At 71.3% G+C, this 14,132-nt stretch carries 13 protein-coding genes, 1 other RNA gene and 1 pseudogene; 9 read left to right on the top strand and 6 right to left on the bottom strand.

The genetic code is table 11. The features are described from left to right. Positions 1 to 644: M23 family metallopeptidase (locus BJF81_RS18035; protein ID WP_158068660.1), on the top strand; the 644-nt coding region annotated here is incomplete at its 5' end. A 15-nt stretch (positions 645 to 659) separates the two neighbouring features. Here the strand turns inward: BJF81_RS18035 and smpB are convergent. Beyond that, positions 660 to 1,135: pseudogene (gene smpB / locus BJF81_RS10250) on the bottom strand (SsrA-binding protein SmpB). A gap of 140 nt (positions 1,136 to 1,275) precedes the next feature. On the opposite strand from smpB, the gene BJF81_RS10245 reads away from it, so the two are divergent. From BJF81_RS10245 to BJF81_RS10220, 6 genes are all read left to right on the top strand, one after another. Beyond that, positions 1,276 to 1,695, top strand: a complete 420-nt coding sequence (locus tag BJF81_RS10245; protein ID WP_075958257.1) for a CBS domain-containing protein — start codon at positions 1,276 to 1,278, stop codon at positions 1,693 to 1,695. Positions 1,696 to 1,839: 144 nt separating this feature from the next. After that, positions 1,840 to 2,205: a transfer-messenger RNA gene (gene ssrA, locus BJF81_RS10240) on the top strand. Positions 2,206 to 2,386: 181 nt separating this feature from the next. Next, a complete protein-coding gene (locus tag BJF81_RS10235; RefSeq protein ID WP_141337748.1) occupies positions 2,387 to 3,598 on the top strand; it encodes a tyrosine-type recombinase/integrase in 1,212 nt (403 codons plus the stop codon). A 191-nt stretch (positions 3,599 to 3,789) separates the two neighbouring features. Next, entirely contained in the window at positions 3,790 to 4,110 is a 321-nt protein-coding gene (locus BJF81_RS18635; RefSeq protein WP_202817470.1) for a relaxase domain-containing protein, read from the top strand. After that, on the top strand, positions 4,107 to 5,219 hold the full coding sequence (mobF, locus tag BJF81_RS10225) for a MobF family relaxase (RefSeq protein WP_075958254.1): 1,113 nt from the start codon (positions 4,107 to 4,109) through the stop codon (positions 5,217 to 5,219). The genes BJF81_RS18635 and mobF overlap by 4 nt, the downstream gene beginning before the upstream one ends. Then, a complete protein-coding gene (locus tag BJF81_RS10220; RefSeq protein WP_075958253.1) occupies positions 5,186 to 7,630 on the top strand; it encodes an ATP-dependent DNA helicase in 2,445 nt (814 codons plus the stop codon). The genes mobF and BJF81_RS10220 overlap by 34 nt, the downstream gene beginning before the upstream one ends. Before the next feature lie 386 nt (positions 7,631 to 8,016). Here BJF81_RS10220 and BJF81_RS10215 read toward each other — a convergent pair whose 3' ends face one another. The 5 genes from BJF81_RS10215 to BJF81_RS10195 all read right to left on the bottom strand — a co-directional run bounded on the left by BJF81_RS10215 (position 8,017) and on the right by BJF81_RS10195 (position 12,953). After that, positions 8,017 to 8,559, bottom strand: coding sequence for a hypothetical protein (locus BJF81_RS10215; RefSeq protein ID WP_143780789.1), 543 nt, complete (start codon positions 8,557 to 8,559; stop codon positions 8,017 to 8,019). Positions 8,560 to 8,998: 439 nt separating this feature from the next. After that, positions 8,999 to 9,913: a cation diffusion facilitator family transporter gene (locus BJF81_RS10210; RefSeq protein ID WP_075958251.1), complete on the bottom strand. Its 915-nt coding sequence runs from the start codon at positions 9,911 to 9,913 to the stop codon at positions 8,999 to 9,001. Then, the gene (locus BJF81_RS10205; RefSeq protein ID WP_075958250.1) at positions 9,910 to 11,898 is read right to left on the bottom strand and encodes a heavy metal translocating P-type ATPase; all 1,989 of its coding nucleotides are present in this window, start codon (positions 11,896 to 11,898) and stop codon (positions 9,910 to 9,912) included. Before BJF81_RS10205 ends, BJF81_RS10210 begins: the two co-directional genes overlap by 4 nt. Further along, on the bottom strand, positions 11,895 to 12,317 hold the full coding sequence (locus tag BJF81_RS10200; RefSeq protein WP_229735030.1) for an ArsR/SmtB family transcription factor: 423 nt from the start codon (positions 12,315 to 12,317) through the stop codon (positions 11,895 to 11,897). Before BJF81_RS10200 ends, BJF81_RS10205 begins: the two co-directional genes overlap by 4 nt. A gap of 234 nt (positions 12,318 to 12,551) precedes the next feature. Next, positions 12,552 to 12,953, bottom strand: a complete 402-nt coding sequence (locus tag BJF81_RS10195; RefSeq protein WP_075958248.1) for a heavy metal-responsive transcriptional regulator — start codon at positions 12,951 to 12,953, stop codon at positions 12,552 to 12,554. A gap of 62 nt (positions 12,954 to 13,015) precedes the next feature. Here BJF81_RS10195 and BJF81_RS10190 point away from each other — a divergent pair, with 62 nt between their 5' ends. Together BJF81_RS10190 and BJF81_RS10185 are read left to right on the top strand one after the other, a co-directional pair. Continuing rightward, positions 13,016 to 13,330 (top strand): thioredoxin family protein, encoded by a 315-nt coding sequence (locus BJF81_RS10190; protein ID WP_075958247.1) that lies wholly within the window; start codon positions 13,016 to 13,018, stop codon positions 13,328 to 13,330. After that, positions 13,327 to 14,132 (top strand): FAD-dependent oxidoreductase (locus BJF81_RS10185; protein WP_143780788.1); only part of this gene is annotated, 806 nt, incomplete at its 3' end. The genes BJF81_RS10190 and BJF81_RS10185, both read left to right, overlap by 4 nt.

Raw genomic sequence — 14,132 nt, 5'->3', positions numbered from 1 at the left:
CAGCGGGCTGCCGAGCGCGAGGCCGAACGGAGCGCCAGGCCGAGGCCGACGCGCAGCGCCGTGGCCACGAGGCAGCCGCCGCGGAGGCCCGGCGGAGGGCGGAGGCGGCGGCGCAGGAGGCGCGGCGCCGAGCGGGCCGCGCAGGAGGCCGCGGACCGCGAGGCGCCCAGGAGCGGGAGCGGCAGGCGGCCGCGGAGGCGGAGGCGGAGCGCCGGGCGCAGGTCACCCAGGTCGCGGCGCAGTCGTCCTCGGGGTTCCTGTCCCAGCCGGTGGCGGGCGCGGTGACCAGCGAGTTCGGGATGCGGCTGCACCCGATCCTGGGCGTCACGCTCCTGCACTCGGGCATCGACTTCAGCGGCGGGTGCGGGGCCCCGATCAGCGCCGCCGCCGACGGGGTCGTGCACTCCACCCCCTACGACGACAGCCGCGGCAACTACGTGGTGATCGACCACGGCGTGCAGCGCGGGGTCAACCTGACCACGGCCTACCTGCACCTGCAGAGCTTCGCCGTGTCACCGGGACAGTCGGTGGGCCGCGGACAGGTCGTCGGCTACGAGGGCACGACCGGTTCCTCCACCGGCTGCCATCTGCACTTCGAGACCCGCGAGAACGGCACCCCGGTCAACCCGCGCACCTGGCTCTGACGAAGCGGTCGGCCGTCAGCCGTGCCGCTTCAGGTGCGCCGACATCGCCCGCTCCGCCTCGCGACGGTCCTGTCGCTCCCGCAGCGTCTGCCGCTTGTCGTAGAGCTTCTTGCCCTTGGCGAGCGCGATCTCGACCTTGGCGCGCCCGTCCTTGAAGTACAGCGACAGCGGGACGATCGTGTACCCCGCCTGGTCCGCCTTGGCGACGAGCTTGTCGATCTCGTCGCGGTGCAGCAGCAGCTTGCGGCGCCGGCGGGCCGAGTGGTTGGTCCACGTGCCTGCGTGTACTCCGGGATGTGCACAGCCTCGAGGTAGAGCTCCCCGCCGTAGGAGGTGGCGTAGCCGTCCACGAGGGACGCACGCCCCTGCCGCAGCGACTTCACCTCGGTCCCGGTCAGCACGAGGCCGGCCTCGACGGTGTCCTCGATGAGGTACTCGTGCCGGGCCTTCTTGTTGTTCGCGACGATCTTGCGTCCGGTTTCCTTGGGCATGACCGGGCCAGTCTAGGTGAGCAGCGGGTATGCGGTCGTCCTGTTTCGTCCCCCCGTCGCCTGGTCCGGTTGCCGCCGTCCCCGGTGAGGGGCAGGGTGGGAGGCACCAGACCGCATACCCCCCGTCGAAAGGGAGCGAGATGAGCACCGCCCGCGAGATCATGACCGCCGACATGCACACCGTCACCGAGGAGCAGACCCTGGCCCACGCGGCCGCCGTGATGCGGGACCACGGGGTGGGGTCGCTGCCGGTCCTGGCGATGGACGGCGCCTTGTCCGGCATCGTCACCGACCGGGACATCGTCGTGCGCGGCGTCGCCGAGGGGGCCGACCTGACCACCACCACGGTCGGGTCAATCGCGCAGGGGATCGTCTCCACCGTCGGCCCGGACGAGGAGGTGGACCGCATCGTCGACACCATGGGGGACCAGCAGATCAAGCGGCTCCCCGTCGTGGACGGCGGCCGGCTCGTCGGCATGATCAGCGAGTCCGACCTGGCGCGGCACGTGTCCGAGGACAAGGTCGCGCACTTCGTCCAGATGGTCTACGGGCGCGGCTGACCCGCCACCGGCCGTCGGGGCGCACCCTCGCGGGAATCTCTGTGGACCCGGTGGCGTTGACCCACGTACGATGATGTTCCGCCCGTGACCCCCAGGGGTCGCGGACGGGCACCTTGACAACTGCACAGCGTGAAGGCACCCCATGGGGGTGATCGGTTTCGACGTCGTTCAGCGTCTCAGGGGAAGCGGGTCGAGGATGCAAGGTCATCTCTCAACGCTCCTTGCGAAACCAATAGCTGCCAATTCCAAGCGCAGCGACTTCGCCCTCGCCGCCTGAGCGAGCCCGAAGTCTGTCAGCCTGAGCTAGTCCTCGTCTCAGTGTCTGGCATCAGCTAGAGGACTTGCTGCGTCGTCACGTCACGGGACGGCGCGGGACTCCTACGTGACTGGGCCTGTCAGGGAACGTGTGCGCGCGAGCCCTGGGGCCGAGAAAATCCACAGCGCACTGCGCCCGGAGAAGCCCTGGATTCCTGGCGACGGACGCGGGTTCGATTCCCGCCACCTCCACTCCCGTGCCTTCACGTCGTGCGGCTGTCGCACGTCAACCCCCAGAATTCCGCATGAGGGCGGGGATCTGGGGGTTTCGTGCGTCTGGACAGGGGTGGTCAGGAGTAGCCTCAGATGACCACCCAAACTGACACAGAACTGACACAGGGCTGACACACCCTCGCCGGATCTGGAGGCTGACGACGTGAGCACGAAGGACACCAGAGCCCGGTTGCCGCCCGGCATCATTCGGTTCCGGGGTCGCTACCGGGTCCGGATGGACCACGAGGGCAGGACCCACTCGCTGGGGGTCTTCGAGACCATCACCGACGCCAAGGCCGCCCTGCACATCGCGAAGGCGGACGTCGCACGAGGCAGGTTCGTGCCGCCGACGCAGCGCCGCGCCGAGCGGCAGGCTGCCGCTGCGCGGGCCGAGACCGAGGCGATGACGCTGGGGGAGTGGGCCGAGATCTGGCTGGCCTCCCTGGAGGACGACCCCCGACGCTCGCGCGCGACCGTGGTCTCCTACCGCTCGGTGCTCAGGAACCACGTGCTCCCCGAGCTCGGGGAGGTCAGGCTCGTGGACCTGACGAGCGAGCGTGTCGCCGAGCACCTCGCCGCCCTGGCCCGCCGCCCCTCCCGACGACACCCTGGTGCCCGCGTCAACGGCGTGGCGCCCAACACCGTGATCGTGCTGAGGTCCATGCTCAACGCCGCCGTGAAGGCGCAGGCCGGGGGACTGGAGCGCTTCGCCTTCCCGGCCGCGCCCAAGCACCGGCGCGTGCGCCCCGAGGACGAGCACGGCGACGTCGCGTCGCCGGAGCAGGTGAGGGCCTTCACCGAGGCGATGCCGCCGCACCTGCAGATCGCCATCCCCCTCGCCGCCTGGTGCGCCCTGCGCATCGGCGAGCTGCTGGGACTGCAGCGTCGAGACCTGGAGCAGCTGGACGACCCCCGGCGGGCGGTGCTCCACGTCCGTCGGCAGTGGAACGTCAAGGCCAACGCGCTGACACCGCCGAAGGCAGACAGCGTCCGGACGGTCGCGCTCCCCGAGGCGCTGCTGCCTGCCCTCCGGGGCCACCTCGACGCCTACACCCCTGCAGGACGCACCGCACCGGTCCTGGCAGGGCTGCGCGGCGCCCGGGTCTCCCAGACCGCCCTGGACAAGGCATGGAGAGTCGCTCGCGAGGCGACAGGCCGGCCAGGCTTTCGTTTCCACGACCTCCGGCACACCGGCCTGAGCAAGTACGCCGAGCAGGGCGCCACCCTCGCCGAGCTGCTCCACCGCGGCGGCCACACCGACGTCTCCGTCGCCCTGCGGTACCAACACGCCACCGCCGAGCGTGACCGGGCGCTCACCGAACGCCTCAGCCGGGACATCGCGCTCCCACCGCATGCCGCACCTCCCGATATGTGAGCCGTCGCTCGAAGGACCCAGCTCCCCGGTGCGCACCTGAGAGGTTCGATCAGCCCGGTCGACACCGCTCGACCCCGGCGTCGATCACACCTGCCGCCTGCCTTGCCACAGGAAGATCGAGGACACACCTGGTGCACTCGGTGGAGTTCGTGGACCCCGGGGGCTTGCTCGGTCCGCCTGTGGTGTGCGTGATGACGTTGCACAAGCTCGCCGCGGGGAGTGGGTACACGTACCTGACGAAGCAGGTCGCCGCGCACGACGCCACCGAGCGCCGGCAGGCCGGCCTGACCGCCTACTACGAGGAGAAGGGCGAGGCGCCCGGTCGTTGGCTGGGTACCGGGTTGGTCGGGCTCGACCTGGCCGAGGGCGACGTGGTGACCGAGGAGCAGATGAAGCTGCTGTTCGGGCGGGGCCGCCACCCCCGCTCCGACGAGGCCGACGCGGCCGAGCGTGGCTGGGGTGCGCTGGGGCGGGCCTTCCCGAGGTTCGATGCCACCACACTGCGCAGGTGACGGCCCGGGCGTTCAGCGAGCACAACACCAACCGGGGGCTGGCGTGGAACGCACCGATCCCCGCGGAGGAGCGGGCAGCGATCCGCACCCAGGTCGCCCGGGATGCCTTCGAGCAGCGACACGGCTGCGCACCGGCGGACGACGCCGAGCTGACGAGGTTCGTGGCCAAGGCGTCACGGCCCGCGCAGGTGCCGGTGGCCGGGTTCGACCTGACGTTCTCGCCGGTGAAGTCGGTCTCGGCCCTGTGGGCCCTCGCCTCCCCGGAGATCGCCGAGCAGGTGGAGGCCGCGCACCACGGTGCGGTGCGCGCGACGCTGGCGATGCTGGAGCGCGAGGTGGCGTTCACCCGTGTCGGCAAGGGCGGCATCCGCCAGGTGCCGGTGACCGGGTTGGTGGCGGCCGCGTTCGACCACCGCGACTCGCGCACCGGGGACCCGGACCTGCACACCCACATCGTCGTCTCCAACAAGGTCCAGTCCCTGCCGGAGGAGGGGGGACGCTGGCTGACCCTGGACGGGCGGATGCTGTTCAAGGCCAAGGTCATGGCGTCTGAGCACTACAACACCCACCTCGAAGCCGGCCTCGTCGACCGGCTCGGTGTTACCTTCTCCGACCGCCCAGGGCAGGAGGGCAAACGTCCGGTCCGCGAGATCGACGGCGTCGACCCCGGGTTGCTGTCCGCGTGGTCGTCGCGGCGGCAAGCGATCGAGGCCCGGCAGCGCGAGCTCGCCGCCACCTTCCGGGCCGACCACGGTCGCACGCCCACGACTGTCGAGTCGCTGGCGCTGGCGCAGCAGGCCAACCTGGAGACGCGACCGGGCAAGCACGAACCGCGCTCCGAGGCCGAGCAACGGCAGACCTGGCGGGAGCAGGCTACGGTTGTGCTCGCCCGCAATGATCAGAGCCCCGACGACGTGGTGGCCGCGGCGGTCGGAGCCAGGTGGGGACGCGACCAGGGACCAGTAAGGGAGGCGACCGGGGACGTGGTCAAGACGCGTGTATCGTCGCAGGTCAGGAGGTGGGGACGCGGCAGCAGGGACGTTTCCGGGGACGTCTCCAGGGACGTGGTGGGGACGTGCGTCCCCAGGTGGTGGCGGCCAGGGTGCTGAAGGTGCTGGAGGGGTCGCGGGCGACGTGGCAGGTGTGGCACGTACGCGCCGAGACCCTCCGCCAGCTGCGCACCGCCCAAGTCCCCCTGGACAAGCTCGAGGAACACGCACGCGAGGTCGAGCGGTGGGTCTTGCAGGGCTTCTCGGTGCCGGTCGGGGTGCCGCCGGAGCTGGGCGAACCTGAGGTGCTGCGCCGCCCGGACGGACAGCCCGCCCACACCGTGCACGGCAGCCAGGCCTACACCTCGAAGGCGATCCTGGCCGCCGAGGACGAGCTCCTCGCCCTGGGACTGCGCCGCGACGGCCGCCAGGCAGACCCGCTCATCGTGGACGAAGTGCTGGCCGACCAGTCTGCGGACGGTCCGAGCCTGGATCGGTCGCAGACGGCGATGATCCGCAACCTGACCACGAGCGGGTGCCGGGTCCAGGTCGCCCTCGCCCCGGCCGGCGCCGGCAAGACCGCCGCCCTACGCGTACTCGCCCGGGCCTGGGAAGCCTCCGGCGGCACCGTTCTCGGACTGGCACCGACCGCGGTCGCCGCCGAAGAGCTCGGCAAGGCCACCGGCATCCACGCCGACACCCTCGCCAAGTACCTCCACCACACTCCCGCGGGCAGCGCCTCACCGGAGACCGGGACGACGTCCGCCGTGGTTGGAGCGGTCGCCCCGGGAACGTTGGTGCTGATCGACGAGGCAGGCATGGCCGGTACCCGCGACCTGGCGGCCGTGGTCCGGCACATGGTTGACGCCGGTGGGAGCGTGCGGCTGGTCGGGGACGACCAGCAGTTGGCCGCCGTCGCCGCCGGTGGGATCTTCCGGGACCTGGCCGAGCAGGGCCACGCGCACGGCACCACCGCCACCCTGACGGAGCTGCACCGGTTCACCGACCCCTCCGAAGGCGCCGCCACCCTCGCGATCCGCGACGGAGACCCCGCCGCCCTGGACCACTACCTCGACCACGGACGGATCCACACCGGCGACACCGGGGACGTGGTCGAGGCGGCGTACGCAGCCTGGAACGCCGACAAGGATGCGGGTCGGAGCAGTCTGCTGCTGGCCGCGACTCGTGACACCGTCCGAGAGCTCAATCAGCGTGCCCGGCAGGACCGTCTCGACGCCACCGTGAGCGCCCCAGGACAAGAGGTTCCCCTCGCCGACGGCACCCGTGCCAGCGCCGGCGACACCATCCTGACCCGACGCAACGACCGAAATCTGCGCGGCACGGACGGGTCCTGGGTCAAGAACGGGGACCGGTGGCACGTGCTCGCCGTCCGGCAAGACGGCGGCGTCTTGGTCGAGCGCCAGGCTGACCGGCGCAGGAGCAGGCTGGGCCGGCTCACTCTGCCGGTCGAGTACGTGGCCGAGCACGTCCAGCTGGGGTACGCCAGCACGATCCACGGCGCCCAGGGCGCCACCGTGGACACCACCCACACCGTCCTGAACGGGACCGAGACCCGCCAGGCGTTGTACGTCGCCCTCTCCCGCGGCCGGCAGACCAACCACCTCTACCTGGACACGCCCACCCCCTCGCTGGACGGTGTCGGCCCCGAGGTCCAGGACACCGTGGTGGAGCCGCGGCAGGTGCTCACCGACATCCTCGGCCGCGACGGCCGCGCACAGTCGGCCACGACGGTCGAGCGTGGCGACGCGGCCCAGCTGCTGCGGCAGGCGGTGCTGGCCTACCAGGACGCCCTGCCGGTCCTGGCCCAGAACCACCTCGGCCGTGAGCAGATGGCCGATCTGGACGAGGCGCTCGAGAAGTGGATGCCCGGCCTCACCGGGCAACCGGCCTACCCGCACCTGCGCGGCCAGCTCGCGCTGCGCTGGGTCGACGGCACACCACCTGGGGCTGTGATCGAGCAGGCCACCTGGTACCGCGGCAAGCAGAGCCTGGTCGAGGCCGACGACCCCGCCGCCGCCCTCGCCTGGCGCATCGCCGGCACCACGCCCGCGTCCCATCGTGACAAGCCCCTGCCGTGGCTGCCCGACGTCCCAACGGTGCTGCGACAGGACAGTGGGACGAGCGACTACGTGGACCGGCTGACTCACCAAATCGAGCAGCTGGCCGAGCGCGTCGCCGTCCAGGGCCAGCAGGCCGGCGCGTCCGTCCGGCCGTGGCAGCGATCTCTGCCCCCGGACGTCGACGACCAGTTCCTCGGTGACCTCACCGTCTGGCGAGCGGCGCATGACATCGCACCGACCGACCCCAGCCCCACCGGCCCGCCCATCACGGAACCCGACGTCGCCAGGCACCAGAACCGACTCATCCGTCGACTCAGCGCACCGCCTACCGCGACCGGCAAGCGGAACGTAGACGCTGGGGGAGAGGGACTCCGGGCCAGCCAGCAACGAGCAGAGCGTCAGCGACTCTCCGACGACGCGTCACGCCATCTGTCTGGTCCCTACCGGTAGCCGAGCCCCGGCGACAAGCAATGCTCGATCCGCGGGACGGTCGGTACATCGCTGTACCACCGAGGTGCGTGACAGACCGGATCCGCTGAGAGTCGGATGCTTCGGCAAGGGCCTGACCACGGCCGGCCACGCCGAGTAGCGGACGCTTCTGTTGAGCCCTGGATGCAGTTTCCGGCAGGGCAGTCGGTTCATAGACGAGCTAGTCCTACGTGATGTCGTAATTATCACACCCCATGACGGTTCGATGCCCTATCGCACCGCCCAAGAGGGGAGGATCGTTGGAAGTGACCGGATTCCAGAGGTCTGGTCACAGCCAAGGAGCAGTCATGAGAACCCCCACCCTCCCGCGGACCTGCGTTGCGCTCGCTGCGGCGATCATGAGCGTCTCAGGCGCCACTCCCGTGGTCGCCGTCCAGGCCGACCTTCCGGTCGCGGAGGCGTTCGCACCGGGGCCGCACCATCCCGACTCTGGCCTCGTGGAGGGACTGCACATCGGACAGGGATCCTGTGCCGACAGTCTCGTGGACTACGAGCGGCGTCACGTTGAGATGTTGGAAAGGGACGGCGGCGGGAGCACCGACTCTCCGGTGTGGCACCACCTCGACGCTGACCTCGTCGAGGGACTGCATATCGGACAGGGATTCTGTGCCGACAGTCGCCTGGACCACGAGCAGCGTCACGTTGAGATGGCCGAAACGCAGGGCCGCGGCATGGCCGACGCTCCAGTGTGGCACCACGACGGCGCGCCAGCCCCTCAACGCGACGACGCTCCGGCGTGGCACCACGAAGACGCGCCAGACCGCCAACGCGACGACGCTCCAGCGTGGCACCACGAAGACGCGCCAGACCGCCAACGCGACGACGCTCCGGCGTGGCACCCCGACGGGGCTCCGGGCGCGGGTCACGACGAAAGGCCCGCTGACCACCACGGCGCCACCGGACGTCACGGCTGACCTCGCCTCCCGCCCTGACACGCTGCGCAGCGGTCAGCGCGCGCAGACGGTTCATCGCGACCGCGCCGGGGCCGCCGACCGCCGGACCCGTCATCCTCCCGCAGGGGTCAGGTTCAGGTGGTCGTGTTCCTCCGGATCACAATCCGCAGGTAGGGCCGCCACCCTGTTGGGACCAGTTCGGCGGGGCTCTGCTTCACGCAGCGCCCTTTGTGGCGCAAGCCATGGGGGGTAGGTCTGGTGTGCCGGCAGCCTCCCACGCGGTAGAAGAGCCACTACAAGACTGTGGGGCAAGATGTGACTGGCCGTCGGGGGCGGGCAACACGGAGCGCGTCCCGTCCGCCGGTCGAAGGTAGCGCGAAGTGTTCGGGGCCCATGAGAAGGACCGTAGTGAGCGTCACGGACTGCTCTCGCAGGGTCAGGCGTGGGCGGTGTGTTCGCGATCGGCGTGGCCGGGTGGTTCGAGCTGGAAGGTGGAGTGCTCGATGCTGACCTCGAAGTGGTCAGCCACGCAGTCCTGCAGACGGGCCAGCATCTCGGCGGCGTGACCGTCCGTGAAGCACTCCTCGTCCAGGACGACGTGAGCCGTCAGCACGGGTAGGCCGGTGGCGATGGTGGAGGCATGCAGGTCGTGCACGTCCTGCACGTGCGGGACCGCCAGTACGTGAGCGCGGACGTCGTCGAGGTCCAGCCCCTTGGGGGTGGACTCCAGCAGGATGTGGCCCGCCTCGCGCAGGATGGTGACGGCGCGGGGCACGATGAGGGCGGCGATGAGCATGCCGGCGATGGCGTCGATGCGGACCCACCCGGTGGTGGTGATGACGATGGCGCTGATGATGACGGCCACCGACCCCAGGGCGTCGTTGACGACCTCCAGGAACGCGGCGCGCATGTTGAGGTTGGCGCCGCGTCCGGAGCTGAGGACCAGCATGGAGGCGATGTTTCCGGCAAGGCCGACGATGCCGAAGATCAGCAGGCCGGTGGAGCTGACCTCGTGCGGCTCGTACAGGCGGCGGACGCCCTCGACGAAGGCATAGATCCCGACACCCAGGAGCACGGCCGCCTGCGCGCCGGCGGCGAGGACCTCCGCCCGGCGGAACCCCCAGGTCCGCTCGGCGGTCGGTGGGCGCAGCGCCACCGACGCGGCGACCAGCGCCATGCCCAGCCCGGCAGCGTCGGTGAGCATGTGCCCGGCGTCCACCAGCAGGGCCAGGGAGCCCGTCCACAACGCTCCGATGACCTCGGCGACCAGGATGGTCGCGGTGATCGCGAACGCGACCGCCAGCCGGCCCCGGTGGGTGGTGACGGTCCCGTGGTCGTGACCTGCGCTCATGCGTGAGCTCCTTCCAGGTGGGCGCGGTCCTGCGCCGCGCCGGGGGCGACCAGGTGTCTGCTGCGGCCGGCACGGACGCCGTTGGCGATGACCAGGACCTCGGCCAGCTCGTGGACGAGGACGACCGCGGCCAGACCCAGCACGCCGAGCAGGGCCAACGGGATCAGGACCGCGATCAGGACCAGGGAGACCACGACGTTCTGCAGCATGATGGCGCGGGTGCGGCGGGCGTGCTCGAACGCATACGGCAGCAGCCGCAGGTCATCACCCATGAGGGCGACGTCGGCGGTCTCGATCGCGACGTCGGTGCCCATCGCGCCCATCGCCACGCCGACGTCCGCGGTGGCCAGCGCGGGCGCGTCGTTGACACCGTCACCGACCATCGCGGTCGGCCCCTGGGCGCGCAGGCCGGTGACCACCTGTGACTTGTCCTCCGGGCGCAGGTCGGCGTGCACCTGCTCGATGCCGGCCTCGGCGGCCAGGGCCCGTGCGGTGACCTGGTTGTCCCCGGTCAGCATCGCCACGGTGTAGCCGTGGTCGACGAAGCGGGCGATGACCTCGGCGGCCTCGGGCCGCAGCTCGTCCCGGACGGCGATGGCACCGACCGGCTGACCGTCGACCTCGACCACGACCGCGGTCGCGCCGGCCTGCTGCATCCGCCGCACGTCACCCGCCAGGTCACCAGGGTCGACCCAGCCCGGTCTGCCGAGCCGGACCCGCGCACCGTCGACCGTGCCGACCAGGCCGGCGCCGACCACGGCCTGCACGTCCTGTGCGGCGGGCACCGTGGCGGAGGCGGCCAGGATGGCTGCCGCCAGCGGGTGCTCGCTGCGGGCCTCCAGCGCGGCCGCCCACCCCAGCACCTGGTCCCGGTCGCTCACCGGTGCGGTAGCGACGTCGACCACGGCCGGCCGGTTGCGCGTGAGTGTGCCGGTCTTGTCCAGGGCCACGGTGCGGACCCTGCCCAGGGCCTCCATCGCCGCACCGCCCTTGATCAGGATCCCGCGGCGGCTCGCCGCGCCGATCGAGGCCACCGCGGTGACCGGCACCGAGATCGCCAGCGCGCACGGGGAGGCGGCCACGACCATGACCAGGGCCCGGTGCACCCAGACCGACGGGTCACCGAGGAGCGCGCCGAGCAGCGCGGTCAGGAGCGCGGCGACCAGGATGCCGGGCACCAGCGGGCGGGCGATCCGGTCCGCGAGCCGCTGCGTGGCGCCGCGCCGGGACTGCTCGGTCTCCACGACGTGCACGATGCGGGCCAGGGAGTTGTCCTGCGCGGTGGAGGTCACCGTGACCTCCAGGGCGCCGGTGCCGTTGATCGAGCCGGCGAAGACCTCCTGACCGGGGCCTGTCTCCACCGGCATCGACTCCCCGGTGATGGCCGAGGTGTCCATGCTGCTGCGCCCGCTGCGCACGGTACCGTCGGTCGCCAGCCGCTCCCCGGGCCGGACGACCATCACGTCCCCGATCGCCAGCCGGGCGGGGTCGAGGACGACCTCGCGGCCCCCGCGCAGCACCGTCGCCTCCTTGGGCACCAGGTCCAGCAGCGCCCGCAGGCCGTGCCGGGTCCGGGCCAGGGAGTACTCCTCCAGGCCCTCGCTGAGGGAGAACAGGAACGCCAGCGCGGCGGCCTCCTCCACCTGCCCCAGCAGGGTGGCACCCACGGCACCGATGGTCATCAGCAGGCCGACCCCGAGCTTGCCGCGCGCCAGCCTCCGCAGCGCCCCGGGCACGAACGTGGACCCGCCCACCAGCAGCGCCGCCGCGGCCAGCACCAGTTCCACAGTCTCCCAGCCGCCGAGCCCGGCCAGGAACCCCGCTCCGAGCAGGGCGCCGGAGAGCAGGCCCAGCTGCACCTCCCGCACGTCCCACAGCCGGGTGACCGGCTCCTCGACATCCCCACCGCCGGTGGCTGGCGGCGGGATCTCGCACCCGCACGCGTCCACGACCACCTCCCGCTGCGGGGTCTCCTCGCGGCTCACGCGCCCTCCCCCTGCCCCGTGTGCGTGCGCAGCTGCTCCGGGGCGGGGTTGCCCTCGGTGCCGATGCCGTAGTTCGGGCACAGCGCCACGGCGGACCCCGTGGAGGCGAGCAGCCGCTCCGCCGCGTCCAGCACGCCCAGCAATTCGGGGGCACTGGTCAGCGAGAACATCGAGGCCCGGCCCTGCGGCCGGGACACCACCAGGCCGCAGTCACGAAGGCACGCCAGGTGGGCGCTCACGGTCGACTGCGCCAGCCCAAGGTGTTCCGTGAGGTCACGCACCCGGTGCTCGCCCAGGCTCAGGTGCTGCAGGATCGCCAACCGCGACGGGTCCGACAGGCCGTGGAACAGCGCAGCCGCCACGGGGAGCCCTGCATCGCGCTCCGGACCTTCATGGCCGATCGGGACCTTCGCTGTCATCGTCATAGAGCGATGTTAGCGCACTGCCGCGTGCCGTGCGTCGCGGGGGGCCAGGTGGACTGGCGTACCGCGGCGGGCCGCGACAGACCGGCCCCCTGTGGATGCACACTCACCTGCTGCGCCCGCGCCATCGGCCATGCTGGTGCTGCGGTGGGCGGACGGGACAGCCCGCCTTGTTCCGGCGTGTTATGGCTGGCGCGCGAGGTCGGCGTCCGGGTCGTGCCTGGGCGAAGACTACTGCGACGGGGACAGGATGTGGCAGATGTCCTGGTGTGCACAGTCGCCGGGGTCTAGCAGTCGGCTGCGCTGGAGCAGGGTCTCGAGCTCTGTCTGCAGCGTGAGGAGGTCGCGGATCCGTGTCCGGACGTCGGCGAGTCTGGTGTCCAGGAGTGTGGTGACGTGCTGGCAGGGGGTGGTCCCTTGGTCACGCAGGTCCAGGATGCTGCGGATCTGGGACAGCGTGAGCCCGGCGGCCTGCGCCATGGCGATGAAGCGCAGCCGTGTGGCTGCGGACTCCTCGTAGACGCGGTAGCCGTTCGCCCCGCGCGCGGGCTCGGCCAGCAGGCCCTGGCGCTCGTAGAAGCGGATGGTCTGACTGCTCACTCCGGCCGACTCGGCCAGCTCTCCGATCCGCATTCGCCCTGTCCTACTCCGCACGCTTGACCTTGTACCAGGGTACAAGGTCTAGCGTCGCGGGTATGGACGTCTGCCTGCTCTACTTCGAGGACTGCCCCAACTGGAAGGTGACTGACCGCAGGTTGGTCGCGATCGCGGCCGAGCACCCGGAAGTCAGGATCCGGCGTCAGCGCGTCGAGACCCTCGAGCAGGCCCAACAGGTGGGCTTTCGCGGCTCACCCACAGTGCTGGTCGACGATACCGACGCGTTCTGCGCCCCAGACTCAGCAGGGGGCCTGTCGTGCCGGGTCTACCCCACGGCGGACGGCCTGGCTGGGGCACCGACCACGGGACAGCTGTACGCAGCGCTGGGGCTGGCCCAGGAGGCCACGCGATGACCTACGACTACGACCTGATCGTCATCGGTGCCGGCATGGCCGGCGTCACGGCGGCGAACAAGTGCGCCTCCGCGGGGTGGAAGGTCGCGATCGTCGACGCCCTGCCCTACGGCGGCACGTGTGCCCTGCGCGGGTGCGACCCCAAGAAGATCCTGCGCCGCGGTGCGGAGGTCATCGACAGCGCCCGCCTGATGCGCGGCAAGGGCATCGACGACGACGGCCTGTCGATCAACTGGGCCGACCTCATGGCGCACAAGCACGGCTTCACCGACCCCGTCCCCGCGCAGATGGAGGAAGGGCTGTCAGGCAACGGGGTCACCACCTTCCACGGGACGGCGCGGTTCACCGGTCCCAACACCGTGGCCATCGACGACGCCCCCTACACCGGCCGACACTTCCTCATCGCCACCGGTGCCCGCCCGCGCCCGCTGGACCTGCCCGGGCACGAGCACCTGGTAGACAGCACCGGGTTCCTGGACTTGCCCGAGCTGCCGCGACGGATCCTGTTCGTCGGCGGTGGCTTCATCTCCTTCGAGTTCGCCCACATCGCCGCCCGGGCCGGCAGCACCCCGGTCATCCTGGACCGCAAACCTCGACCGCTGAATGCCTTCGACCCCGACCTCGTCGACCTCCTCATCGACCGCAGCGCCCAGGTCGGGATCCAGACCTGGCGCTCTGCGACGCTCACCGCGGTGGAGACGACCGCCACCGGCTATCAGGTAAGCGTGGATGAATCAGGGCGGTCAAGGACAGCCGAGTTCGACCTGGTCGTCCACGGCGCAGGCCGGACCCCCGAGCTGAC

Source organism: Ornithinimicrobium sp. CNJ-824 (genome assembly GCF_001942405.1).
Classification (GTDB): domain Bacteria; phylum Actinomycetota; class Actinomycetes; order Actinomycetales; family Dermatophilaceae; genus Ornithinicoccus; species Ornithinicoccus kibberensis.
Note: the sequence above shows the minus strand (reverse complement) of the source record. Positions and strands in the feature narration are given on the sequence as shown.